Origin of the sequence: Mesorhizobium caraganae (assembly GCF_016836705.1) — a bacterium.
Lineage (GTDB): Bacteria > Pseudomonadota > Alphaproteobacteria > Rhizobiales > Rhizobiaceae > Mesorhizobium > Mesorhizobium caraganae.
In genome coordinates, this window is record NZ_JAFCGY010000024.1 from 1 (window position 1) to 24,668 (window position 24,668).

Consider the following 24,668-nt stretch of genomic DNA (forward strand, 5'->3'; position numbering starts at 1 on the left):
AAGGCTCGCGCAAAACATCTTGGCTGCCCATCCGCTCGACAAACCTATCGCCAGCAAGATGCGAAGGGCAAACTGGAGCAAAGACTTCTTCTATGACCTCTTTACTCATATGCGATAGCCCTGCCCTCGATGGGGAGGTCGGCGCGCAGCGCCGGGTGGGGTGATGGCGCCGGCCTCGGTTCAAGTCTCAGAACTTGCCGGCCTTGACGAAATCGATAAACGCCCGCAGCGGCGCCGGCACCAGGCGCCGTCCCGGATAATAGAGAAACGGTCCGGAAAAGCTCTGCCACCACGGTTCGAGGACGGGCTCGAGGGCGCCGCTCTCGAAGTGAGGGCGAAGCCAGCCCTCGAAGAGAGCGACGATGCCGCTGCCGGCAATCGCCGCATGGACGGCAAGATCGCTCGCGCCGCCGATCCGCACGATCAGCGGTCCCGTCGTGTCGACCCGCACCACCTCGCCGTCGCGCTCAAACTCCCATGGCAGCATCGCACCGCTGGCAAAGCGGCCGCGCAGGCAGGAGTGGCCAAGCAGGTCGCTCGGGTGCTGCGGCCGCCCATGGCGATCGAGATAGGCGGGGCTGGCGGCTGTGGCGAAATGCTGGACGCGCGGTCCGATCGGCACCGCAATCATGTCCTGCTCCAGCCGCTCGTCGTAGCGGATGCCGGCATCGCAGCCGGCCGCCAGAACGTCGACAAAGTTCTCATCGGCGATCACCTCCAGCCGGATACCGGGATAGGCGGCGAGGAAGCCCGGAATGATATCAGGCAATATCAGCCGCGCGGCGCTGACCGGCACATTGAGGCGCAGCGAACCGGCCGGCCTGTCGCGAAAGCCATTGACCACGTCGAGCGCCGCCTCCACCTCCGACAGCGCCGGGCCAAGCCGTCCCAAGAGGCTGAGGCCGGCTTCGGTCGGAACAACGCTGCGCGTCGTGCGGTTGAACAGCCTGACGCCGAGTTGCGTCTCCAGGCGGCGCACCGCCTCGCTCAAGCCCGACGCGCTGCCGCCGCTGGCGCGAGCCCCTTCGCGAAAACCGCCGGCACGCGCCACCGCCACGAAGGCGTTCAGATCGCCAAGGTCCATCATTGTTCGCCAATCCGCACAAGCTGTACGGATTGTAGCTGATTATCCCGAGGTTGAGCAGCGCCTATCTTCGCCTCCTCAAAGGAGATCCATCATGTCCACTGTCCAAAAGTCCGGCACATTCACCCTCGGCAGCCACACCGTGAAGCGGCTCGGCTATGGCGCCATGCAACTTGCCGGCCCCCATGTTTTCGGTCCGCCGAAGGACCATGACGCGGCCATCGCCGTGTTGCGCGAGGCGGTGGCATCCGGGGTCAACCACATCGACACCAGCGACTATTACGGCCCGTATGTCACCAACAAGCTGATCCGCGAAGCGCTGTTCCCCTATCCTGAAAATCTCGTCATCGTCACGAAGATCGGCGCGCGGCGCGGCAGCGATGCCTCCTGGCTGCCTGCCTATTCGCCCAAGGAGCTTGAGCAAGCTGTGCACGACAATCTGAGGAACCTCGGACTTGAGGTTCTGGACGTCGTCAATCTGCGCATCATGTTCGGGACGATGGGGCCGTCCGAGGGCTCGATCGAAGCGCAGCTGACAGCGCTTGCCGAACTGCAGCGCAAGGGGCTGGTGCGCCATATCGGCCTGAGCAACGTCACCCCAGCGCAGGTCGCGGAAGGCCGCCGGATCGCCGAGATCGTCTGCGTGCAGAACATGTACAATCTGGCGCACCGGGATGATGACGGAATGATCGACGAATTGGCACGCGCCGGTATCGCCTACACGCCGTTCTTCCCGCTGGGCGGTTTCAGCCCGCTGCAGTCGTCGACCTTGTCGGATGTGGCGGCGCGGCTCGGCGCCACGCCGTTGCAGGTTGCTCTCGCATGGCTGCTCAAGCGCTCGCCGAATATCCTGCTGATTCCGGGGACATCGTCGGTTGGGCATCTGAGGGAGAATTTGGCGGCGGCGGAGCTGGAGCTGTCGGTTGATGTGCTGAGGGAACTGGATGGGGTTGCGAAGGCGGCTTGAAGCGGGACCCATCTCCCCCCTCGAGCGGGAGATGTCGCCGAAGGCGACAGAGGGGGTCGGTCCGACCGGGCGCGACCTTCTCTCAGCGGCAGAAGGAGGTTGGCGCTCCACGCGCGACGACCCCCTCTGGCCTGCCGGCCATCTCCCCCTCAAGGGGGGAGATCAGCAGCGTCGCCGTCGCTCTAATTGATACTCGCCGTATTCGCCGGCTCGGCCGGCCGCGCCTCATCCGCATAAGGCACGCGAAACCCATTCGCCGCCAGCCACGCAATCGCTGCCTTCGGTTCATCGGTCTGGATGATGGTGGCGCCGCGGTCGGCCCAGAAGCCGTAGGTCTCTGCCGGCAGGCTGGCCGCGACCGCCAGTTCGTCGCCGCGGCCGCCGGAGAGGAAGCCGCCCGGCTTGTTGACGATGGCGTAGGTGTCAGCCCAGATGTGCCAGCCGCCCCGCACCGACACCGCCCGCATGCGAGTGCTGAACAGCGGGCCGCCGGTCTGCGTCAGCGTTTGCGCCCCTGCCCGCCAGTTGATCAGTTCGATCGCGCCGGGCGCAAAAGCCTTGCCGACCGTTTCGGCGAAGGTGGCGTTGTGCACCGCGTCATCGGCGATGATCGGCATGAACTGGAAGCCGCCGCCGGCAGCATCGAGCTCCGCCTTGACGGTGTCGATCCGCTGCTGGTTCCACAGGTTCTCCTTGACGATCACCTGCTCGGCCATGCCGAGATCGCGGGCGATGGCGATCATGCCGGGCAGAGCCTGGACATCGAGCTTGTTGTCGAGGTTGATCAGGATCCGATCCCTGGTCGCCAGCAGCATTTCGCGCAGCGTGGAAACACTTTCCCCGGTGACGGCGCCGGTGCCTTCGACCACCAGCCTGCAGTGTCTAAGCTCGGCCAGCGTGTAGTTGATCACCTCGCCCTTGCAAGTCGTGGTTCGGTCGAGCCAGCTGTCATGCATGACGACGAATTCGCCGTCCTTCGAGCGCCGGATGTCGACCTCGACGATTTCGGCACCGATGGCGATCGCGCCTTCGACGGCGGCGAGCGAGTTTTCGGCATAGAGCGTCTTGCCGGCCTGCATGCTGCCGGCGCGATGCGCGGCGACCATGACATGGTCGCGCCACTGGTTGGCATGCTCGAAACGGTCGAGGATCTGCCTGGCGCGGGTTTCGCTTGCCTGGGCCTCGCCGGTGAAGGCGGCAAGTGCTGCGCAAAACAGAAGGCATATGGTCCGCATCGAGAATCGCTCCTTGCCGGATCGACCCGGGGATAGGCGACGTCAGTGACAGGCCGGTGAACGAAGCCGGCTAGTGGATTGTCGCGCCGCTGCAACAAAGTCGTGCTGAAACCAAGCCGGGAGCGCGCCGGAGCAGGATCGAGAAGGGCCTTGCGCCTTGGCGACACAGTGCTGTTGTCGCCCCGTTGGAGCGCTACGTCGTTTCGCCAAGCTGTGACTGGCATCTTGCGTCCCGGTTCTGTAGTTGTGGCAGCCCGATGAATAAAGAGGACCCGTAATGGCGAACCAGACCATCGACAACGCCTTCACCGCGCGCTCCAAGACGGGGGCATCCTTCGAGCCGACCTATGCCGGCGCGCTGTCGTTCATGCGGCGCAAATACACCAAGGATGTAAAGGGCGCGGACGCCGTTGTATGGGGCATTCCTTTCGACGCTGCCGTGACCAACCGGCCGGGCGCGCGCTTTGGGCCGCAGGCGATCCGCCGCGCTTCGGCGATTCTCGACAACGACCCGCAATATCCGTTCTCGCGCGACCTGTTCGAGCATCTCTCGGTCGTCGACTATGGCGATTGCCTGCTCGATTCAGGCAATCACCAGAAGACGCCAGGCACGATCGAGCGCGAGGCGGCGAAGATCCTGAAATCGGGCGCTTTCCTGCTCTCGCTCGGCGGCGACCATTTCGTCACCTGGCCGCTGCTCAAGGCGCATGCCGCCATCCATGGGCCGCTGGCGCTGGTGCAGTTCGACGCCCACCAGGACACCTGGCCGGATGACGGCAAGCGCATCGACCACGGTTCTTTCGTCGGCCGCGCCGTCAATGAAGGCATCATCGACCCTGATCGTTCGATCCAGATCGGTATCCGCACGCATGCCCCTGATACATTCGGCATCAAGATCCTGTACGGCCACGAGATCGAGGAGATGCGAGCGTCCGACATCGCCTATGCCATCGTCGACCGCACCGGCGGCAGGAAGACCTATCTCACCTTCGACATCGACTGCCTCGACCCGGCGTTTGCGCCCGGCACCGGCACGCCGGTTGCCGGCGGACCGTCCTCGGCGAAAATCCTGTCGACGCTGCGCCAGCTCGGCCAGGTCGATATTGTCGGCGCCGACGTTGTCGAGGTTGCGCCGGCCTATGATCACGCCGATATAACGGCGATCGCCGGTTCGATGGTGGCCATGCACTATCTCGGCCTGGTGGCCGAACGAAAGGCGCGGGCCGAGGAGTTGAACAACGGCAACCATGGCGCTACGAACCAAGGCCAAGGCATATAGGTTTGAATTAGAACGGAATTTGCAGGGATATGAAACCGAAAATCTTCATCGACGGTGAACACGGCACCACCGGCCTGCAGATCAGGGCGCTGCTGGCCGAGCGTGGCGATCTCGAGATCATCTCGATCCCGACCGAGCGCCGCAAGGAAACGGCGGCGCGCGCCGAATTCCTCAATGCCGCCGATGTCGCGATCCTGTGTCTGCCGGATGCCGCCGCCAAGGAAAGCGTGTCGCTGATTGCCAACGACACCACCAAGGTGATCGACGCCTCGACGGCACATCGCGTCGCGCCCGGCTGGGAATACGGTTTTGCCGAACTGGACAAGGGTCAGGCCAAGACCATCGCCAACGCCAAGCGCGTCGCCAATCCCGGCTGCTGGCCGCAAGGACCGATCGCGACGCTGCGGCCGCTGGTGGCGGCCGGCCTGCTGCCGCCGGATTTCCCGGTCACGGTCAATGGCATTTCGGGCTATTCGGGCGGCGGCCGGCCGATGATCGAGGACTATGTCGCCCAGGGCGAGGATGCCTCGGAATTCCTGCCCTATGGGCTGACCCTGCAGCACAAGCATGTGCCGGAGCTCAGGACCTACGCAAAGCTGTCGCATGATCCGATCATGCAGCCGGCGGTCGGCAATTTCGCCCAAGGCATGATCACCGTGGTGCCTCTGCAACTCGGCGGCCTCGACCACGTGCCGACCGGTGCCGAACTGCACGCCGCGATCGCCGACCATTTTGCCGCCATCAAGGGCGGCGTGGTCGAGGTGGCGCCCTATGTGCATATGGAGCGCATGCCGGAGATCAATCCGGAGGTGTATAACGGCACCAACCGCATGAAGGTGTACGTCTTTGCCAATGACGACAGGGCACAGGCGCTGCTGATTGCCGTCTACGACAATCTCGGCAAGGGCGCTTCAGGTGCGGCCGTGCAGAACATGGACCTGATGCTCGGCCTCTAGAGCCTTTCACCGTTTCGTGGAAACGGCGAACCGCTCTATCTCTTTGTTTGGAGAAATTCCCCAGGGAAAGCGCTACGCGCTTTTCCCGGAAAAACCGCTCACACTTTTTCTGGAATTGCTCTAATGGACGCGCCGGCATTTCCAAAGCGCTGGAAGGTCAGCGCGCCCGAGCTTATTGCCGAGACGTTTTCGAGCCGTATCTGGAAGGTTGTCCGCGAGGATGGCTCGCCGGCGATCGTCAAGGCATTAAAACCCTTCGACGATGTCGAGGACGAACTGCGCGGCGAACACTATCTCGCCTGGCGGCGCGGCGAAGGCGCGGTGCGGCTGCTTGGCCGCGACGGCCACCGCATGCTGCTTGAATATGCCGGCGACACCTTGCTTGCCGCGGTTCTCGACAAAGAGGGCGACAACGCCGCCACCGCAATCGCAGCCGAAGTGATGGCAAGGCTGTTCTCGCCGTCAAAGCACCCTGCCCCACTGGACCTGCAGCCGCTGCGGACACGGTTTGCCAGCCTGTTCAAAAAGGCCAAAGCCGATCGCGACGCGGGGAAACCGAGCCTTTATCTTGAGGCCGCCGAAATCGCGGACCGACTGCTCGATGCCCCGCATGCGGTCAGGCCGCTGCATGGCGATCTGCACCACGACAACATCCTGCAGGGACCGCGCGGCTGGCTGGCGATCGACCCGAAGGGCGTGCTCGGCGATCCAGGCTTCGACGCCGCCAACCTGTTCTACAACCCACTCGAGCGCGACGATCTCTGCCTCGATCCGGAGCGCATCGCGCATATGGCGGAAGTCTTCGCCGCAACGCTCGGCCAGACGCCGCCCGCCATTCTGGACCACGCAATCGCCTGGGGTTGCCTGTCGGCCGCGTGGCACCACGAAGACGAGAATGCGGTCGATGAAAGCCGCGAGTTGTCGGTAGCCGAAGGGATCCGGAAGGTGCGGCTCAGCTTCTGACTTCTATCTCGTGCGGCAGCGGATAGGCGCCCTTTGTGCCACGCCAGTGCGCGGCGGCAAACCCCAGCAGGATAAGCGCGAAGGCCTGATGGGTTAGCGCCATGTGCAACGGCACCTGCATCAACAGCGTACCGATGCCGATCGAAGCCTGGACCAGCACCAGCAGAAACAGCAGCGTCGCGCGTCGCGCATGCGTCGTTCCCGGCTGGCGCATCCGTGTCGCGATCATGTGCCAGAGTGCCACGACAAAGACGGTATAGGCGCCCAGCCGGTGAACGAACTGCACCGTCTTCGGGTTCTCGAAGAAATTGCGCCAGGCCGGTTCGAGCAGCAGCAGGTCGCTGGGGATGATCTTGCCGTCCATCAGCGGCCAGGTGTTGTAGCTCAGGCCGGCATCGAGCCCGGCGACCAGGCCGCCGAGATAGATCTGGATGAGAGCCAGGAGCACGATGAAACCGGCCAATCTTTGCGTCGACCGGTCGGCGGCGGGCTCGGAATGCGGCGCCAGCCCACGCGCGACCACCATGGTGGCGGTGAAGATCAGTGCGGCAAGCGTAAGATGCGTCGCCAACCGGTACTGGCTGACGGAGACGCGGTCGACAAGGCCGGAGGCCACCATCCACCAGCCGATGGCGCCTTGCAGTCCGCCGAGCAGCAGAATGCCGAGCAGCTTTGGCCCAAGGCCGCGCTCGATGCGGCGCGTCGCCCAGAAGACCAGCAGCGGCAGGCCGAAGACCAGGCCGACGCTGCGGGCCAGGATACGGTGCGCCCATTCCCACCAGAAGATCGACTTGAAGGCGTCCAGGCTCATGCCCTTGTTGAGTTCGGCATACTGCGGGATTTTTTGGTAGAGCTGGAATTCCTCCTGCCACTCCGCGTCGTTGAGGGGCGGTATCACGCCGTGGATTGGCTTCCATTCAGTGATCGACAGGCCGGAATTGGTGAGCCTTGTGGCGCCGCCGATCAGCACCAGCGCAAACAGCACCAAAAGCACGACATAGAGCCAGCCGCGCACCAGCGCCCGGTTGTTGAGGTCGCGGTCGCGGGCCGTGTAGGGCGCGGCAGCTGATATGGCGGCCATGTGTTTGTCCCGGCAGTTGCAAGTGGCGAATTGGTGAACCATCGCAACCAGGCTGACAAGACCGAACGGCGCGGCACGCCGTCGCGCCGCAAGCAGAGCGTTTCACCGTTTCACGGAAACGGCGAACCGCTCTATCTTTTGGTTTTTCGGCGCAATTCCGGACGGAAAACCGTTTCACACTTTTCCATGGAATTGCTCTGGCGGGTTGCACAGGCGCCCCGTTGGGCCTAAGCGAAGGCGATCAACGAGAACGCCTCATGCCCATCCGCCTGAAAAAGCTGATCGGAACCTTCCTGCTGGTGGCCCTGGTCATCATCTACGCGCTGGTCGCGTCGATCATAGCGGTTGCGCAGCTGTCGGAATCCGGCCCCCTGGTGCATTTCCTGTTCTTCCTGTTCAGCGGCCTGTTCTGGGTGCTGCCGGCGATGGGCATCATCAAATGGCTGATCCTGGAGCCGCGGCCGAAGGGCTGAAGCGGGCCATTTGCAGGCCAGCTGAATATCGACGCACCCTAGATCGTCACAACCATCTCAGATGGTCACCACCATCTTGCCGGCATTGGCCAGCGGCGTCGTCACCCCCGACAGCATGGTGCGGATATGGGCGACGCTCTGGTAGCGGCCATTGACCGAGATGCGCGGCAGCGCGTGCAGGAAGCCGGCATGCTCGGCATGCAGCACGCCATGGCGGGTCGTCACCGCCGAGGCGTAGCCGGCGTCGCGGGCAAAGCCGACTTCGCGGCAGCCGACAGCGCTTGCATAGCCATAGGGGTAAGCGAGATGGCGCGGCTCTTCGCCGAGCTGCGCCTGCAGCTGGCGCCTGACGTCGCCGATCTCATGGCGCGCATCGGCTTCGTCGAGCCGCTTCAGATTGCGATGGTTGACCGTGTGCGCGCCGATCGTCACCAACCTGTGCCCGGCCATGGCGCGGATATCGTCCCAGGTCATCAGTGTGCTTGAGCGCAAGCCATCGAGTTCGATGCCGTTCGAGTGCGCGAGATCGCGCAGCACAGCGCGCTGGTCCTCCTCGCGCACTTCCAGCGTCAGATAGGCGTGCAGGCGCGCATTGGCCTGGAGTTTTCTGCCGTGGGTAGAGCAGTCGATCGTCACCGGCCCCTTCGGCGTCGCCAGCGTCAGCCGGTCGCGCGCGTTGACGATGTCCTCGACCACATCCCACCACAGGTCGGCGCTGCCGTCGATCAGGCCCGGCGCGACATAGATGGTGATCGGCGCGTCGTGCTTTTCCAGCACCGGCAACGCTTCGGTCATGTTGTCGCGATAGGCGTCGTCGGCGGTGATGGTAGCGAACTGGCCGTCCTTGCCACCGGCCTTGATGCGCTCGATCGCCTCGTCGAGCGTGACGAAGGCATAGCCCCTCGCCTTCATGTCGGCGACAAGAGTGTCGAGGAAACGCGGGGCGATGTTGAGGTGGCGGTTAACGCCGTCGGGCTTCTCCGGCGTGGCGGTGACCCGGTGCAACATCAGGATGGCGCCGATGCCGCCGACGAAGGACTTGGCCAGCGGTGCAAGGCCGGTAAAGCGGGCGATGTTAAGCGCCAGTTTCCGAACTGCCTCCCCGCCGTCGATCATTCATTCACCTTTTGCGCCTAGGCTCAATCCAAGCACGGAACGCGCCGACGCGAACTCCCTGATCGCGACGAATACGCCTTAAGGATTGAGGTATGGTTGACGCCACCGCGTCATTTGACGGCAATCGGCTCGCCGCTAGCAAGGCGTCCGCGCGCGCAACGGCTGCCGACCAGACCAGCCTGTCGGTGTCGATCGCCGACGCTGCCGCGCTCGCCTCTTACGGGGAATTCTGCCGTTCCGCGCTGTTTGCGCCGGCGCAGAGCGCCGCCTGGGCCCGCGCCTGGACGACGCAGGCCAATCCGGATGCCGTCGTCGCCACGCTGAAAATCGAGGACCGGCCGGTCTTCTCGCTGGCACTGGAAATCACGCGAACTGGTCCACTCCGCGTCGCCCGCTTCATGGGCGGACGTCATGCCAACGGCAATTTCGCCGCCGCCGATGAGGCCTGGCTCGCAAAGACTGATGCCGGGGCGATCCGCAGGCTGGTGACGGCGATCGGCAAGGCGCGTCCCGACATCGACCTCGTTGCGCTGGAAAGGCTGCTGCCCGACCTCGATGGCGTTGCCAATCCGTTGGCGGCATTCGCGCATTTCCCCAGCCCCAATTTGTCGCTCGCCGTCGACCTCGATGGTGGTTTCGATGCTTTGCTCTCCCGCGCGAGCGGCAAGCGCAAACGCAAGAAGCACCGTTCGCAGACGCGCAAGTTCGAGGCTGTCGGCAGTCATCGCCGCATCGAAGCGCGGACGACGGAAGAGGTGAACAGGCTGCTCGATGCATTCTTCGAGATGAAGGAATTCCGCTTCGCCAAGATGGGCATCGCCAATGTCTTCGGCGACCCGGAGGTGCGTGCTTTCTTCCGCGCTTTGTTCGCCGGCGCGCTGGCCGAGGAGAAACCGGCCTTTGTGCTGCATGGGCTTGAAGTCGCCGGCAAGCTGCGCGCCATCACCGGCTCGAGCCGGTCGGGCAAGCGCCTGATCTGCGAATTCGGAGCCATCGCCGAGGACGATCTCGGCCACACCAGCCCCGGCGACTTCCTGTTCTTCGACAACATCCAGGAAGCCTGCGAGACGGGTTTCGAAGTCTATGATTTCTCGGTCGGCGACGAGCCCTATAAGCGCCTCTGGTGCGATATCGAGACCCAGCATTTCGAGGTGCTGGTGCCCTTGACGCTGAAAGGACGCGCCCTCGCGTCGGCGCTGCGGCAAGGCGCGCGGGCGAAAGCCTTCATCAAGAACAGCCCGACGATCTGGAAGCTGACCAAGATGCTGCGCCGCAAGGCGGCCGGACAGGCGGCGCCCGCCACCACGGAAGACGAAAACTAGCCGTCAGAAATTGAGAGCTTCGCGCAGCGCGGGACCGGCCCTGACACGCAGATCGAGATCAGCCTCGATGTGGTCGATGTGATGCAGCATCAAACGGCTCACCAACCCGCAATCGCCGCTCTCCAGCGCACCGACAATCCCCGTGTGCTCGCTATGCCCGCAGGCTGACACGCCGGAGCGGCCGTAAAGGGCGATAACGAGCGAGGAGCGCGCAACCAATTCCTCCATAAAGCGCTGCAGGATGGCGTTGCCGGCGACCGAGGCCAGCAGCAGATGGAAATCACCTGACGCCTTGATTTCGGAGCGCCGCGCGGTCGGACCGCGTTCGGCGATGAAGCGGCCTTCCTCATCGAGTTGGGCGCGGAACGCGGCGATATCGGTGGCTGTGACCCGCCCGCAGGCGGCAGTGGCAAGGCCCGGCTCGATCAGCCGGCGGGAGGCGAACACCTGGCGCGCTTCCTCGGGCGACGGGTTGGCAACGAAGGCGCCGCGGTTTCGCTCGGTACGCACCAACCCCTCGAAGGATAGCATCTGCAGCGCCGCGCGCGCGACGGTGCGCGAGACGTCAAACAGCGTGCCGACCTCGCCTTCCGACAACTTGGTGCCCGGCGCCAGCCGTCGGTCGACGATGGCGTCGCGCAGATTATCGCGGATCGCCTGGGCGCGATCCTGATTGGCGCTGTCGGCTGCGGAATAGATCTGATCGGCAATGTTCATGGCGATGATGGTTCCCGCCCCCTTCTAGCGCGACTCGTCGTATGCGCACGAGAGGCAAAGTGGACACGAAGGTAAAAAAGATTGCATACGATTCTTGTGCAAATCGCGAACAATCGCCCATAATTTGTGCAACGCACAAGGAAGCTCGCCAGGTAGGCAACACCGTCGAAGCCTGATTTTTCAGACAATTCAACCGCTTGGCCGCTGACCCCGAAATTGGCACGCATGATGCTTTGGTTAATGCGACCAAACGGGGAAGCCTGAATGTCCAAAGCCGCCGAGATCGACATCGTGTCCGTTTCGAAAGTGTACGGAACGACGACTGCCGTCGAGGCCATCAGCCTGAAAATACCGGCCGGCACCTATTGCTGCCTGCTCGGGCCCTCCGGCTGCGGCAAGACCTCGACGCTGCGCATGATCGCCGGCCACGAAAGCATTTCGTCGGGCGATGTCCGGCTTGGCAACACCGTCGTCACCGATCTGCCGCCCGCCAAGCGAGGCACGGCGATGATGTTCCAGTCCTATGCGCTGTTCCCGCATCTCGACCTCATCGACAATGTCGCTTTCAGCCTGAAGATGAAGGGCGTCGACAAGGAAAAGCGCCGTGCCAAGGCGCTCGACATGCTCAAGCTGATGCAGATGGAAGCCTATGCGACGCGCCGCCCCGCGCAGCTTTCCGGCGGCCAGCAGCAGCGTGTCGCACTCGCCCGCGCACTAATCACTGACCCGGAGGCGCTGCTGCTCGACGAGCCGCTCTCGGCGCTCGACCCGTTCCTGAAAATCCGCATGCGGGCCGAGTTGAAGAAGCTGCAGACCTCGCTCGGCATCACCTTCGTCCACGTCACCCACAGCCAGGAGGAGGCCATGGCCTTGGCGGACCTGATCGTGGTGATGAATGACGGCCGCATCGAGCAGGCGGCACCTCCGCGCAATGTGTTCGAACGCCCGGCCACGGCCTTTGTCGCGCGCTTCATGGGTGACCACAATGTCATCTCCGGCCGGGTCAGCGGCGCGCGCGACGGCATGGTCGTTTTCGACGTCAATGGCGGCGGCTCGTTGGCTGCCTGCGGTCAGGGCCAGGACGTGGGGACGCCAATCGATATCGCCATCCGCACCGACCATGTGCGCATCGGTGAGGCGCCCTCGCCCGGCCTCGGCTTCACCGGCATCGCCTCCAACATCGAATATCGCGGCGCCACGGTGAAGCTGTCGGTGACCGGTGCCGGCATCGACGATTTCACGGTCATTCTCGACGATTCCGACTTTTTCGCCAAACCCGTCGCCGTTGGCGACGCCGTACCGCTCGCCTGGGATTCCGAGGATGCCATCGTCCTCGGGCGCCTTCATTCATGAATTCAACGAAGCAAAACAAAACAGGGGAATAAGCATGACAAACACACCGCAAACCAAGACCGGCATGTCGCGCCGCTCGCTGCTCAAGACCGGCGCCGCCGCCGTCGGCCTCGCCGCAGGCTCGGGCGTCATCACCGGCTTCCCGACCATCTGGGCGCAGTCCAACATCACGCTGCGCCAATTCGGCACCGGCGTCTCGAACCTCAATGCCATCGCCGACAAGTGCAAGGCCGACCTCGGCATCACGCTTGAGATGACGGCGACCGATTCCGACGCCGCCGCCCAGCGCGCCGTCACCCAACCCGACAGCTACGACATAGCCGACATCGAATACTGGATCTGCAAGAAGGTGTTCCCCACCGGCGTGCTGCAGCCGATGGATGTCAGCAAGCTGAAATATTACGACGAGCTGGTGCCGCTGTTCAAAACCGGCAAACTGACCCCCGACAGCGTCATCGCTCAGGGCACCGCGCCGCACACGGTCGGCTATGTCGAGGCGCAGGACTCAAAGACCTTCGCCAAGGCGCCGACCAACTGGTTCACCATGGTGCCGACCATCTACAATGCCGATACGTTGGGCATCCGGCCCGACCTCGTCGGTCGCGACATCACCACCTGGGCCGATATCATGGACCCGGCCTTCAAGGGCAAGACCGCGATCCTCAACATCCCGTCCATCGGCATCATGGATGCGGCCATGATCATGGAGGCCACCGGCAACATCAAATATGCCGACAAGGGCAACATGACCAAGGAAGAGATCGACAAGACGATCGACTTCCTGATCAAAGCCAAGCAGGCCGGCCAGTTCCGCGCCTTCTGGAAGTCGTTCGACGAGAGCGTCAACCTGATGGCATCGGGCGAAGTGGTCATTCAGTCCATGTGGTCACCGGCCGTCGCCGCGGTGCGCTCCAAGGGCATCGCCTGCCGCTTCCAGCCGCTCAAGGAAGGCTACCGCTCCTGGGGTGGCGGCCTTGGCCTTGCCGCCCATCTCAAGGGCGCCGAGCTCGACGCGGCCTACGAATACATCAACTGGTACACGTCGGGCTGGGTCGGCGGCTATCTCAATCGTCAGGGCTACTATTCCGCCAACATGGTCTCGGCCAAGAAGTTCATGTCCGAGGACGAATGGGGCTACTGGATCGAGGGCAAGCCCGCCAAGGGCGAGATCAAGGCACCGGATGGCACCGTCATGGAAAAGGCCGGCGCCGTGCGCGACGGCGGCTCGTTCGAGGAACGCATGGGGAAGGTCGCCTGCTGGAACTCGGTCATGGACGAGGACCGCTACATGGTGAAGCGCTGGAACGAGTTCATCGCGGCGTAAGGAAGAGCCGGCGCCGCCACCTTCTCCCCTTGCGGGAGAAGGTGGATTGGCGCGCAGCGCCAAGACGGATGAGGGGTGTTGGACGGAGTGCCGTCATTGCCAAGATGGAACACCGCTCATCCGACCGAGCTTCGCTCGGCCACCTTTTCCCACAAGGGGAGAAGGAAAGGCCGCTCCGCCCGTACCGCGAACCTGCACCGGGAGCATTGATGACAGTCGCGCTCGAACGTCCCGCAATCGCCGCCGCCAAGCCCGCCAGACGCCGCCGCGTCTCCCTTGGCGCCGTCACGCCCTACCTGCAATCCGCACCGCTGGCACTCATCCTCGGTGCGTTCCTGCTGCTGCCAATCATCATGATCGCCGTCGTATCCTTCTGGGATTACGACTTCGCCGCCATGTATCCGGATTTCCTGACGACGAACTATTCAGACGTGCTTGGCTCCTGGGTCACCTGGAAGACCTATCTCAACACCATCAAATTCGCTGCCATCGTCTGGGCGCTGACCTTGTTCATCGGCTTCTGGGTGGCCTATTTCCTTGCCTTCCACATCCGCACCACGGCCATGCAGATGGTGCTGTTCCTGGTTTGCACCGTACCGTTCCTGACCTCCAACATCATCCGCATGATCTCGTGGATCCCGGTTCTTGGCCGCAACGGCTTGATCAACTCGACGCTGGTGCAATTGGGGCTGGTGCCGAAACCCATAGAATGGCTGCTCTATTCCGAATTCGCCGTCGTGCTGGCGATGGTGCATCTCTATACGCTGTTCATGGTAACGCCGATTTTCAACACGCTGATGCGGATCGATCGTTCGCTGTTCGAGGCCGCGCGTGATGCCGGCGCGTCCGGCTGGCAGGTGTTGTGGAACGTGATCATTCCGCTGGCCAAGCCCGGCATGGCGATCGGCACCATCTTCGTCGTCACACTGGTGATGGCCGATTTCTCCACCGTGCAGGTGATGTCGGGCGGCCAGAGCGCGTCGGTCGCACTGATGATGAAGAACCAGATGTCGCTGCTGCAATATCCTGCCGCCGCCGCCAATGCCGTGGTGTTGCTGGTGTTGGTGCTGTTGATGGTTACCGGCATCCTGCGCATCGTCGACATCCGCAAGGAGCTTTGAGGTGAGCCACGAAAAACGCACCCTCGAATTCTATGTGCTTGCGGCCTTCTTCATTCTGTTCGTCCTGTTCCTCTATGGTCCGCTGTCGGCGATCCTGATCCTTTCTTTCCAGGGCGAGACCGGCGGCCTCACCTTCCCGCTCAATGGCGTGTCGCTGCACTGGTTCGCCAATCTGTTCGAGCGCCAGGCGGTCGGCGATTTCGGCGGCAGCTTCAAGCGCTCGCTCGTGCTCGGTCTGATGGTGATGATCGTCACCGTCGTCGTGTCGCTGCTGGCAGGGCTCGCCTTCCGACAGAAATTTCGCGGCGCCACCGCATTGTTCTATCTGGCGGTCGCCAGCCTCGTCGTACCTTCGATCATCATTTCGCTGGGCATCGGCGTCGTCTTCCAGCAGGTCGGCCTCCGCCCGGCCTGGTACACGTCGGCCTTCGGCGCGCACCTGACCTGGACCTTGCCCTTCGGCGTGCTCATCATGTTCGCCGTCTTCAACCGCTTCTCGCCCGCCTATGAGGAAGCCGCGCGTGACCTTGGCGCCACCTCCTGGCAGACCTTTGCCCATGTCGTGCTGCCGATGATTGCGCCCAGCCTGATCGGCGTCGGCCTGTTCGGTTTCACGCTGTCCTATGATGAGTTCGCCCGCACGCTGATGACGTCGGGCACCTTCAACACGCTGCCGCTCGAGATCTACGGCATGACCACCAATGTCACGACACCGGTGCTCTACGCGCTTGGCACAGTGACCACCGTGTTCTCCTTCCTGGTGATCCTGGCGACGCTGGGCGCTATCCTCTATGTCGGCCGCCGCCGGGCGAGAACGTGATCGTGCAGATACTGGTGGTGAACCCCAACACGACGGCGAGCATGACTGCGACGATCGCGGCGGCCGCGCGCGGCGTCGCCGGCGCCTGGACAGAGGTGGTGGCCGTCACCTCCTCCATGGGCCCGGCCTCGATCGAGGGCTATTACGACGAGGCATTGGCCGTGCCCGGCCTTTTGATGGAGATCGCCGCCGGTGAGCGTGCCGGGGCGCAGGCCGCCATCATTGCCTGTTTCGACGATACCGGCCTGGACGCGGCACGCGCCATGGCCTCCATTCCGGTCGTCGGCATCTGTGAGGCCGCACTCAGCGTCGCCTCGTACATTGCCCAGCGCTTCACAGTCGTAACGACCACCGAACGCTCGCGTGTACCTGTCGAGGGCTTGGTGCAGCGCTACGGCATGGCCGGGCGTGCCCGCGTGCGCGCCGCTGACATTCCCGTGCTCGCCCTCGAAGACAGTACATCCGGCGCCGTCGAGAAACTGCGCGGCGAGATCGCACACGCCATTGAGGAGGACCGCGCCGAGGCCATCGTGCTCGGTTGCGCCGGCATGGCCGACCTGGCCCACCAATTGCAGGACGAGTTCGACCTGCCGGTCATCGACGGCGTCGGCGCGGCGGTCAAGCAGGCCGAGGCGCTGATCGCATTGGGCTTGTCGACCTCGAAGCGCGGTGCCTATGCCAGCCCGCTGGCCAAGTCCTATCGCGGCGTGCTGAAATCCTTCTCGCCCGGAACTATCGCCGCGGAGTGAGCCATGAAGCCGACCATCCGTGCGCTGTCGCTGCAAGAACTGGCCGTTCTTATCGACTGGGCGGCCGCCGAAGGCTGGAACCCTGGCCTTGACGATGCCGCCGCGTTTCAGCCAACCGACCCTGAAGGCTTCATCGGCGCCTTCGTCGGCAACGAGTTGGTGGCCGCCATCTCGGCTGTCGCCTATGGCGGCAAGTTCGGTTTCATCGGTCTCTACATCTGCCGACCAGATATGCGCGGCCAAGGCCACGGCAAAGCGGTCTGGAGCGCCGGCACGGCCAGGCTGGCCGGCCGAACAGTTGGCCTCGACGGCGTCGCCGCACAGTTGGCCAACTATCGGCGTAAGGGATTCAAGCCAGCTTACGAAACGATCCGCTTCAGCGGCCGTACCGCGATACCGTCCGTCCGAAGCGATGGGGTGCGCGCGATAAGCACGCAACTCGTGCCCGACATCATCGCCTATGACGCCCGCTGTTTCCCCGCACCTCGGCGGGCCTTCCTGCACCGTTGGTCGCAACCACCGCATGTCGGGTTCGCCGCGATCAGTTCGCTCGGCACCATAGGCTACGCCGTGGCTCGTCCTTGCCGTTCGGGTTACAAGGTCGGCCCGCTGTTTGCCGACGACACCGAGACAGCGATGCAACTGTTGGGCAGTCTGGCTGGTGCATGCGAAGGCGGCGACCTGCATATCGACGTTCCAGCCGACAATATCGATTTCACTACGGCGCTTGCAGCGATTGGTTTCAGGCCGACCTTCACCACCACCCGCATGTACAAAGGCACGCCTCCGAAGGCCGACTCGCGCCGAATATTTGGCGTGACGACCCTGGAGTTAGGGTAGATCCAGGCGCAGCCTGACAGGCTTGGCGAGGCGCGGCTGACGGCTTTGGTTTTTGGGAACCGGCGCGCGATGGACGATCCAATCTGTAGAAGCGCCGCCTAAGTAGAAGTGCCTGATGTCTCAGGCGGCGCTACGTCGTCCCGGCACGGGGTTTCCCGGCGTCTCATGGCCAATCGGCGTCACCAGAGTGAGGTCGGGATAGCCGCTTTCGATCAGCTTGACAGCGGCCTGCGCCACCTCATCGTCCGCTTGCAGCATGGAGAGAAAGACCTCGGTGCTGTCGCCGACCAGTCGGCCGATGCCGTGCGCGTCGGCCGGTCCGCATTCGACAATGACCAGATCATAGGCGGTGGTCAGCGACTGCATGATGATCGGCAGCCGATCGGCGGCGCGCATGGCGCGGACCGGGTCGGCGGTGCCGACGGGAATGACATGGCAGTCGGAATAAAGGTCGGCGTGGATGACGTCGCTGAACTGCGCTTCGGAAGCGAGCAAATTTGTAATGCCGGGGAACAGTCCGCTGTCCAGCATCGGCCGCGAGGCCGCACCCGATGCAGTTAGGTCCAGCAGCAGCACGCGCAGGCCGGCGTCGGAGACTTCGCGCGCCACCAGCACCGCCGAGGCCGCGGCCTCATCGCCTTCAGGCGAGACGAAGATGGCGCGCGCCGCACCGCTGGCTATCAGCTTTTCCGCCGCTTTCTCGACGTCGATCTCGCCGAGGCTGGAGCGCACCGGTTCGGGTTCCGCGTCTGCGGCCGCTGCTTCTTCCAGCGCTGCGGGGGCAGACTCGGGAACCGCCTTCGGCTCCAGTTCATGCTCCATGTCCGCCGGCCGCTCTTCCGCCTCCCCGGTCTTAGCTGCCACCGGTTCCGGCTCGACGACCGGCACCGACGCGACTGGCATTGCCACCTGTTCGATGCGCTCGTATCGGGCGCCGGGGGCCGGACGCATGGCGCGGCCCGAAAACAGCTCCTGCAGAAGCGTGATGATCGACATCAGCAGCAGCGAGCCGACGAAAGCGGCGCCGACGATCGGGACGAGTTTGGGGAAATAGGGCTCCGAAGGCACGCGCGCCTCGGAAAACACGCTGGCATCGACCGGCAGATAGTTCTTGCGCGAGGACACTTCGCGGAAACTCGCCATATAGGATTCAAGCTGCTGGCGCCGGACATTCGCCTCGCGCTGCAGCGCATCCAGCTGGACCTGCTCCTCGCCGGCGCGCGACGACGCCGCCTTCAGCTTGTTGACGTCCGATATGAGCTGGTTTTCGCGCGCCTGGGCGGTCTGCGCCTGCGTCAGCAACCCGCGCATGACCTTTTGCGCCTCGTTGCGTATCTGGCCGTCGAGGTCGGAAAGCTGCGACCTCATCGCTCGCAGGCGCGGATGGTTGTCGAGCAAGGTGGTGGAAAGATCGGCGATGTTGGTTCTGAGCTCGATCTGACGCTCACGCAGCCGCTGGATCAGATCGGAAGACAGCACTTCGGGTACAGCGTCCAGCGAGCCACCGGCCTGCAATGCCTGGCGCACCCTTTCGGCCGTCGCCTCGGCCGAGGCTCGGTTGGCGCGCACATGCGACAGTTCGGTCGACAGTTCGGACAATTGCTGTGTGGCCAGCACCGAATTGTTGCCGCCCATCAACAGGTCCGACTGCGCGGAACGAAAGGCCGCTACCTTGGCCTCGGCATCCCTGACCTGCTTCTGCAACTCGTCGATCTCCGGCCCCAGGAAAGCGGTCGCAGCAGCGTTCGACTTGGTCTTTGCGTCCGCCTGATAGGCCAGGTAGGCCTTGGCGATCTCATTCGGGATTTTGGCGGCAAGCTCGGCATTTTCCGAGGAAAATTCGACGGCGATGGCACGCGTCTTTTCCACGCCATAGACATTGAGCTTGTCGCGCATCTTCTGCAGTACGCGCTCATCGAGCGGGATCTCTGCCGGATCGCTTTTCAAGCCAGCAGTGACCAGAAGCCAGCTTACCGGCGACATGTCGAGCGCATCGTTGAACTCGGGCTTGTCGCCCAGATTCAGATCGCGAGCCACCTTGTTGAGAATGTCGGACGAGGAAATGACCTGAACCTCGGTTGCTACACCTTCCGCATCGAGCACAGGTTTGTCGTCTTCATTGGTGCCGGCAGGCCGCGTATAGGCCGATTCGTTCAACTGGATTTTCAGTTGCGTCGTCGCCTTGTAGTGCGGCGTAGCAAGCGATGCGAAGGCGAAGGCGAGACCGGTGACGATGAGCGTGACCACAAGGATGCGCAGCCAGTTCCTCGCCAGGCTGGCGAAGAGCTGTCTCAGGTCGACATCGACATCTGCGGCCGCGGACTGAACGGACATGCATTCCTGCTCCGGAACATGAGTCTCGTAAGTACCGTAAACAACTATGGTAACTCAGGTGTTAAGATGGCGGTAAGCAGCCGTTAGGGTTTGCTGATAGGCGGTAAACAAAGCCAGCAAAACTATACGGCTTTTTGTCGATTGCCGCCAAATCGGCTGCATCCCTTTACCGGCCATTAACCCTAACAGGATGATAACAAACCCAGATCCTTAAGGTTTGCCGCCGCATCATGGCGGCCACAGCGACGAAGGTGTGTGTCCGATCATGAAAAGCGCTGCTGGTCTGTTTCGCGCTCTGCTGGCCGTGTCGATGCTCGCCGGCTGCTCCAGCTACCGGCCGACGCCGGCGGCCTTCCACGAAGTGCTCGACCAGCCCTACCGGCTCGGTGCCGGCGACCGTGTCCGCGTCACCGTGTTCGAGCAGGACGGGTTGACCAACACCTACAGCGTCGACCAGTCCGGCTACATGTCCTTTCCGCTGGTCGGCGCCGTGCCGGCACGTGGCCACACGGCCCAGCAGCTGGAAAAAGAGATCGCCGACAAACTGCGCCAGGGCTATCTGCGCGACCCCGATGTGTCGGTCGAGATCGACCGCTACCGGCCGATCTTCGTCATGGGTGAAGTGGGTGCCGCCGGCCAGTATTCCTATGTGCCGGGGCTTACCGTGCAGAAGGCGATTGCGATCGCTGGCGGTTTCTCGCCGCGCGCCAACCAGGAAAGCGTCGACATCACCCGCGACATCAACGGCAAGGTGATGACCGGCAGGGTGGTCACCTCCGACCCCTTGCTGCCTGGCGATACCGTTTACGTTCGCGAACGCCTGTTCTGACATCAACGTGGCGGACCAGCTCAGGATCGTCCACTGCTTTCGCTCACCCGTCGGCGGGATTTTCCGGCATGTGCGCGACCTGACGGAGGCACAACTCGCCGCCGGACACGTTGTCGGCATCGTCTGTGATTCGACCACAGGCGGCGAATACGAGGAACACCTGTTCGACCAGATGAAGGACAGCCTGGCGCTGGGTATCCATCGCACACCAATGCAGCGCCATGTCGGACCGGGCGACCTCGCCTCGGCCTGGCGTACCTATCGAATCATCAAGGAATTGCGGCCGGACGTGTTGCACGGGCACGGCGCCAAAGGTGGCGCCTATGCCCGTCTGTTCGGCTCATTGTTGCGGGTATCAAGGTCTCGCGTAGCCCGCCTTTATTCGCCGCATGGTGGCTCCCTCCACTACGACGAAACGACGACGACCGGGAAGCTGTTCTTCGCGCTGGAGCGCTTCATGGCGCGCTTCACCGACTGCCTGCTGTTCGTCTCCGACTATGAGCGGCGCACCTACCGGCGGAAGGTAGGCGAGCCGCCGATCCCGAACACGCTGGTCTACAACGGCCTGCGCGCTGCGGAGTTCGAGCCGGTGGTAACCGCGCCTGATGTCGCTGACCTGCTCTACATCGGCATGATGCGTGACCTTAAAGGCCCGGACATCTTCATCGACGCGCTGGCCTTGGCCGGCACGCAGCTCGAGCGTCGCTTGACCGCAGTCATGGTTGGCGACGGCGACGACCTGCCACGCTACCACACGCAGGTGAAACGGCTGGGGCTCGAAAAACAGGTTCGCTTCCTGCCGCCAATGCCAGCCAGGGACGCCTTTGGACTGGCCGACCTCGTGGTCGTGCCGTCGCGCGCGGAAGCCATGCCCTATATCGTGCTGGAGACCCTGGCCGCCGGCAGGCCGATGATCGCCACCGCCGTCGGCGGCATACCCGAAATCTTCGGTGAGGGATCCCCTGCCCTGATCCGTCCCGATTCGCGCGACCTCGGCGACAAGATGGGCGAGGCGCTAGGCGATCTCGACGCCTATCGGCGCGCCATGCCCGACACCGCCAGCCTCAAGGCGCGCTTCGGCGCCGATGTGATGGCTGCCGAAATCGAAAAGGCCTATTTCGCCGCGCTCAACAAATAGGCTACCTCCCAAAACCACAGGTTGTCTCAAGGTTTTTTTAGCTCTCTTCTGCTATGGTCATGGCGGAAGCTTGTGGGAAACCCGATGAACGAGACCGACCCCACGCGCCGCTTTTCGGCCGATGCGGTGCGCAAATTCGACGGTCCTGCCGAGAGCCCCACGCCCGGCGGTATGAACAGTGTTGCCCGCCAGGTTGCCTCGCAATACCGGCGCGATACGATGTCGCCGGTCATGGTCAGCGGCGTGCTGCGCATCGTCGAATTCGCCTTGCTGTTCCTGTCGGGGCTCGTGCTCTACTTTCATTTTGTCGGCTTCTTCACTTACCTCGCCTGGCAATATCCGCTGACCATCGCCGCGGCCTCGTTCCTGGCCGTCGTGTTGCTCGACGTCAGCGATTGCTACCAGATCTCCGCCTTGATGCGGCCGATCTCCAACCTCGGCCGCGTGCTGGTGGTCTGGGCCGGTACCTTCGCGCTGATGGCGCTGACGGCCTTCATCATGAAGATGTCGGAGGATTATTCGCGCCTGCTGTTCGGCACCTGGTTCGTCATCGGCCTGCTTCTGCTGTTTGTCCTGCGCCTGGTGATGTCGAAGCTGATCCGGCGCTGGGCGCGCGACGGCCGCATGGAACGCCGCGCCGTCATCGTCGGCGGCGGCAAGGCGGCCGAGATGCTGATCCGCTCGGTCGAAAAGCAGCCCTACAACGACATCCGCATCTGCGGCATCTTCGACGATCGCGGCGACAAGCGCTCGCCACCGATCGTGGCAGGCTACCCCAAGCTCGGTACCATTTCGGAGCTGATGGAATTCGCCCGCATCGCGCGCATCGACATGCTCATCGTGTCACTGCCACTGACTGCCGAAACGCGGGTGCTGCAGCTGTTGAAAAAACTCTGGGTGCTGCCGGTCGACATCCGGCTCTCGGCGCATTCGAACGCGCTGCAGTTTCGCCCGCGTGCCTATTCCTACATCGGCTCGGTGCCGATGCTCGATATCTTCGACAGGCCGATCAACGACTGGGATTCGGTCGCCAAGCGCGCTTTCGATATCGTCTTTTCGCTGATCGGCATCATCCTGTTTTCACCGGTGATGCTGGTGACGGCCCTCGCCATCAAGCTCGACAGCAAGGGGCCGGTGCTGTTCAAGCAGAAGCGGCACGGCTTCAACAACGAGATCGTCGAGGTCTATAAATTCCGCTCCATGTACACCGACCGCTCGGACCCGACCGCCAAGCAGACGGTGACCAAGAACGATCCACGCGTCACCCGCGTCGGCCGTTTCATCCGCAAGAGCTCGATCGACGAACTGCCGCAGTTCTTCAACTCGCTGTTCGGCTCGCTGTCGCTGGTCGGTCCGCGCCCGCATGCGATCGCCGCGCAGTCGCACAATTTGCTCTACAACGAGGTGGTCGACGGCTATTTCGCCCGCCACAAGGTCAAGCCGGGCGTCACCGGCTGGGCACAGATCAATGGCTGGCGCGGCGAGATGGATACCAATGAGAAGATCCGCATGCGCACGGAGTACGACCTTTACTACATCGAAAACTGGTCGATGCTGTTCGACTTGCGCATCCTGTTCCTGACGCCGCTGCGGCTGCTCAATACGGAAAACGCCTATTGAGCGCGATTTCCCATGAGGTGCCGCAGGCTGCGCTCAACACGTTGCCGCCTTCGGCGGTCAACACATTGCCGCCATCGGCGGTCAACACGTTGCCGCCTTCGGCGGTCAACGCCAAGCTGATCGCGCTGATATCCTCAGGCGCGGTGTTTTTTGGCGTCTTCCTCTCGGGCTTCGTCATCGACGAACCGGCGCCTTACGATCTCTTCATGGTCGGGCTGATCGGGGTGTGGGCGCTGTTTGGCCTGCGCATATCGCGCGCTGCCGTGCCGCTGCTGGTGCTGCTGATCACGATGAACATCGGCGCCATGATTGCGATGACGCAGATGGCCGATCTCGCCAACACGCCGCTCTATCTCGCCGTCTCACTGTTCCTCGCCTTCACCGCGGTGTTCTTCTCTTCGGTGACGGCAGTGCAGCCTGGTCTCTACCGGCTGATCTTCATCGCCTATGTCTTCTCCGCCGTGGCGACAGCGCTGCTTGGTATTGCCGGCTATTTCCACGCCTTCCCCGGCGCCGACATCTTCACCAGATACGACCGCGCCCAGGGCGCCTTCCAGGATCCGAACGTGTTCGGACCGTTCCTGGTGCTGCCCGGCATCTATCTGCTCTATCTCATGTTGACCGGGTCGATCGCGCGCATGCCGCTTTTGGCGGTGCCGCTGCTGATCATCACCGCCGGCATCTTCTTTTCGTTCTCGCGCGGCGCCTGGGGGATGTTCGCCGTTTCGGCGATCCTGCTCACCGGCGCCCTGTTCCTGCAGAGCAACAGCGGCAAGTTCCGGCTGCGCGTCGTCATCATGACCATTGCGGCTGTCACGCTGCTGGTGGTCGCCATGATCGTCATCCTGCAACTGCCGGGCGTCAGCGAGATGTTTTCCAGCCGCGCCCAGCTGGAACAGAGCTATGACACGGCGCGGCTTGGCCGTTTCGCCCGCTACACGATCGGCTTCCAGATGGCGCTCGAGCATCCGCTCGGCATCGGACCGCTGGTGTTCGGCACCATCTTCGGCGAAGACACGCACGACATCTGGCTGAAGACGCTGATGGACTATGGCTGGCTCGGCTTCGTCTCATTCCTGTCGCTGACGCTGTGGACGATAGCCGCCGGCTTCCGCATCCTTTTGCGCGACCGGCCCTGGCAGCCCTATCTGCTTTGCGCCTATGTCGCCTTCATCGGCAATATCGGGCTCGGCACCTTCATCGACATCGACCACTGGCGCCACGTCTACCTGCTGCTCGGCCTGATCTGGGGCGCAATTGCGCTGGAATACCGGCATCAGCGGGAATTGAGGGTGGCGGCAATCCGAACCGATGGGAAAGCCGCCGAGTTCGGATGACTCCGCCATG

At 63.3% G+C, this 24,668-nt stretch carries 22 protein-coding genes and 1 pseudogene; 17 read left to right on the plus strand and 6 right to left on the minus strand.

The genetic code is table 11. The features are described 5' to 3' along the window. Positions 1 to 187 precede the first annotated feature (187 nt). Positions 188 to 1,087, minus strand: a complete 900-nt coding sequence (locus JQK88_RS27125; protein WP_192253378.1) for a LysR family transcriptional regulator — start codon at positions 1,085 to 1,087, stop codon at positions 188 to 190. Positions 1,088 to 1,178: 91 nt separating this feature from the next. On the opposite strand from JQK88_RS27125, the gene JQK88_RS27130 reads away from it, so the two are divergent. Continuing rightward, positions 1,179 to 2,051, plus strand: coding sequence for an aldo/keto reductase family oxidoreductase (locus tag JQK88_RS27130; protein ID WP_203280014.1), 873 nt, complete (start codon positions 1,179 to 1,181; stop codon positions 2,049 to 2,051). A 182-nt stretch (positions 2,052 to 2,233) separates the two neighbouring features. Here the strand turns inward: JQK88_RS27130 and JQK88_RS27135 are convergent, their stop codons facing one another. Beyond that, positions 2,234 to 3,286 (minus strand): glycerophosphodiester phosphodiesterase family protein, encoded by a 1,053-nt coding sequence (locus tag JQK88_RS27135; protein WP_203280015.1) that lies wholly within the window; start codon positions 3,284 to 3,286, stop codon positions 2,234 to 2,236. Positions 3,287 to 3,563: 277 nt separating this feature from the next. On the opposite strand from JQK88_RS27135, the gene speB reads away from it, so the two are divergent. The 3 genes from speB to JQK88_RS27150 all read left to right on the plus strand — a co-directional run bounded on the left by speB (position 3,564) and on the right by JQK88_RS27150 (position 6,484). Next, complete coding sequence (gene speB, locus JQK88_RS27140) at positions 3,564 to 4,565, plus strand: agmatinase (protein ID WP_192253369.1); 1,002 nt, start codon at positions 3,564 to 3,566, stop codon at positions 4,563 to 4,565. A 29-nt stretch (positions 4,566 to 4,594) separates the two neighbouring features. After that, positions 4,595 to 5,521, plus strand: a complete 927-nt coding sequence (gene argC, locus JQK88_RS27145) for an N-acetyl-gamma-glutamyl-phosphate reductase (RefSeq protein ID WP_203280016.1) — start codon at positions 4,595 to 4,597, stop codon at positions 5,519 to 5,521. 123 nt (positions 5,522 to 5,644) lie between these two features. After that, complete coding sequence (locus JQK88_RS27150; protein ID WP_203280017.1) at positions 5,645 to 6,484, plus strand: aminoglycoside phosphotransferase family protein; 840 nt, start codon at positions 5,645 to 5,647, stop codon at positions 6,482 to 6,484. On the opposite strand, the gene JQK88_RS27155 is transcribed toward JQK88_RS27150, so the two are convergent. Beyond that, positions 6,474 to 7,565 carry a COX15/CtaA family protein gene (locus JQK88_RS27155; protein WP_112561355.1) on the minus strand — a complete coding sequence of 364 codons (1,092 nt, stop codon included), beginning with the start codon at positions 7,563 to 7,565 and terminating at the stop codon, positions 6,474 to 6,476. The two genes, JQK88_RS27150 and JQK88_RS27155, sit on opposite strands and share 11 nt — an antisense overlap. A gap of 33 nt (positions 7,566 to 7,598) precedes the next feature. Between JQK88_RS27155 and JQK88_RS27160 the strand changes: the two genes are divergently transcribed. Further along, positions 7,599 to 7,796: a hypothetical protein gene (locus JQK88_RS27160; RefSeq protein WP_192253360.1), complete on the plus strand. Its 198-nt coding sequence runs from the start codon at positions 7,599 to 7,601 to the stop codon at positions 7,794 to 7,796. Between the two features lie 26 nt (positions 7,797 to 7,822). Then, complete coding sequence (locus JQK88_RS27165) at positions 7,823 to 8,038, plus strand: DUF2842 domain-containing protein (RefSeq protein ID WP_142868027.1); 216 nt, start codon at positions 7,823 to 7,825, stop codon at positions 8,036 to 8,038. Positions 8,039 to 8,095: 57 nt separating this feature from the next. On the opposite strand, the gene JQK88_RS27170 is transcribed toward JQK88_RS27165, so the two are convergent. Continuing rightward, the gene (locus JQK88_RS27170) at positions 8,096 to 9,154 is read right to left on the minus strand and encodes a polysaccharide deacetylase family protein (RefSeq protein ID WP_192253357.1); all 1,059 of its coding nucleotides are present in this window, start codon (positions 9,152 to 9,154) and stop codon (positions 8,096 to 8,098) included. Between the two features lie 92 nt (positions 9,155 to 9,246). Here JQK88_RS27170 and JQK88_RS27175 point away from each other — a divergent pair, with 92 nt between their 5' ends. Further along, entirely contained in the window at positions 9,247 to 10,476 is a 1,230-nt protein-coding gene (locus JQK88_RS27175) for a GNAT family N-acetyltransferase (RefSeq protein WP_192253354.1), read from the plus strand. 3 nt (positions 10,477 to 10,479) lie between these two features. On the opposite strand, the gene JQK88_RS27180 is transcribed toward JQK88_RS27175, so the two are convergent. Further along, on the minus strand, positions 10,480 to 11,193 hold the full coding sequence (locus JQK88_RS27180; protein WP_112561350.1) for a GntR family transcriptional regulator: 714 nt from the start codon (positions 11,191 to 11,193) through the stop codon (positions 10,480 to 10,482). 264 nt (positions 11,194 to 11,457) lie between these two features. On the opposite strand from JQK88_RS27180, the gene JQK88_RS27185 reads away from it, so the two are divergent. The 6 genes and pseudogenes from JQK88_RS27185 (at position 11,458) to JQK88_RS27210 (ending at position 17,400) form a co-directional block, all read left to right on the plus strand. After that, positions 11,458 to 12,546 carry an ABC transporter ATP-binding protein gene (locus JQK88_RS27185; protein WP_192253351.1) on the plus strand — a complete coding sequence of 363 codons (1,089 nt, stop codon included), beginning with the start codon at positions 11,458 to 11,460 and terminating at the stop codon, positions 12,544 to 12,546. A 34-nt stretch (positions 12,547 to 12,580) separates the two neighbouring features. Next, positions 12,581 to 13,870: an ABC transporter substrate-binding protein gene (locus JQK88_RS27190; RefSeq protein ID WP_203280018.1), complete on the plus strand. Its 1,290-nt coding sequence runs from the start codon at positions 12,581 to 12,583 to the stop codon at positions 13,868 to 13,870. 293 nt (positions 13,871 to 14,163) lie between these two features. After that, a pseudogene (locus tag JQK88_RS27195) lies at positions 14,164 to 14,991 on the plus strand (ABC transporter permease); the annotation flags it as partial. Position 14,992: 1 nt separating this feature from the next. Next, a complete protein-coding gene (locus JQK88_RS27200; protein ID WP_203280020.1) occupies positions 14,993 to 15,811 on the plus strand; it encodes an ABC transporter permease in 819 nt (272 codons plus the stop codon). A gap of 2 nt (positions 15,812 to 15,813) precedes the next feature. Continuing rightward, positions 15,814 to 16,560 carry an aspartate/glutamate racemase family protein gene (locus JQK88_RS27205; RefSeq protein ID WP_203280063.1) on the plus strand — a complete coding sequence of 249 codons (747 nt, stop codon included), beginning with the start codon at positions 15,814 to 15,816 and terminating at the stop codon, positions 16,558 to 16,560. Between the two features lie 3 nt (positions 16,561 to 16,563). After that, complete coding sequence (locus JQK88_RS27210) at positions 16,564 to 17,400, plus strand: GNAT family N-acetyltransferase (RefSeq protein WP_203280021.1); 837 nt, start codon at positions 16,564 to 16,566, stop codon at positions 17,398 to 17,400. Between the two features lie 120 nt (positions 17,401 to 17,520). Here the strand turns inward: JQK88_RS27210 and JQK88_RS27215 are convergent, their stop codons facing one another. Then, positions 17,521 to 19,734, minus strand: coding sequence for a GumC family protein (locus JQK88_RS27215; protein WP_203280022.1), 2,214 nt, complete (start codon positions 19,732 to 19,734; stop codon positions 17,521 to 17,523). A 265-nt stretch (positions 19,735 to 19,999) separates the two neighbouring features. Here JQK88_RS27215 and JQK88_RS27220 point away from each other — a divergent pair, with 265 nt between their 5' ends. The 4 genes from JQK88_RS27220 to JQK88_RS27235 all read left to right on the plus strand — a co-directional run bounded on the left by JQK88_RS27220 (position 20,000) and on the right by JQK88_RS27235 (position 24,658). Next, the gene (locus tag JQK88_RS27220; RefSeq protein ID WP_112561792.1) at positions 20,000 to 20,563 is read left to right on the plus strand and encodes a polysaccharide biosynthesis/export family protein; all 564 of its coding nucleotides are present in this window, start codon (positions 20,000 to 20,002) and stop codon (positions 20,561 to 20,563) included. A 7-nt stretch (positions 20,564 to 20,570) separates the two neighbouring features. After that, positions 20,571 to 21,701 carry a glycosyltransferase gene (locus JQK88_RS27225; RefSeq protein WP_192253328.1) on the plus strand — a complete coding sequence of 377 codons (1,131 nt, stop codon included), beginning with the start codon at positions 20,571 to 20,573 and terminating at the stop codon, positions 21,699 to 21,701. A gap of 84 nt (positions 21,702 to 21,785) precedes the next feature. Next, entirely contained in the window at positions 21,786 to 23,321 is a 1,536-nt protein-coding gene (locus JQK88_RS27230; protein ID WP_192253325.1) for an undecaprenyl-phosphate glucose phosphotransferase, read from the plus strand. A gap of 41 nt (positions 23,322 to 23,362) precedes the next feature. Continuing rightward, complete coding sequence (locus JQK88_RS27235) at positions 23,363 to 24,658, plus strand: O-antigen ligase family protein (protein ID WP_376740461.1); 1,296 nt, start codon at positions 23,363 to 23,365, stop codon at positions 24,656 to 24,658. The last annotated feature ends 10 nt before the right edge of the window (positions 24,659 to 24,668 follow it).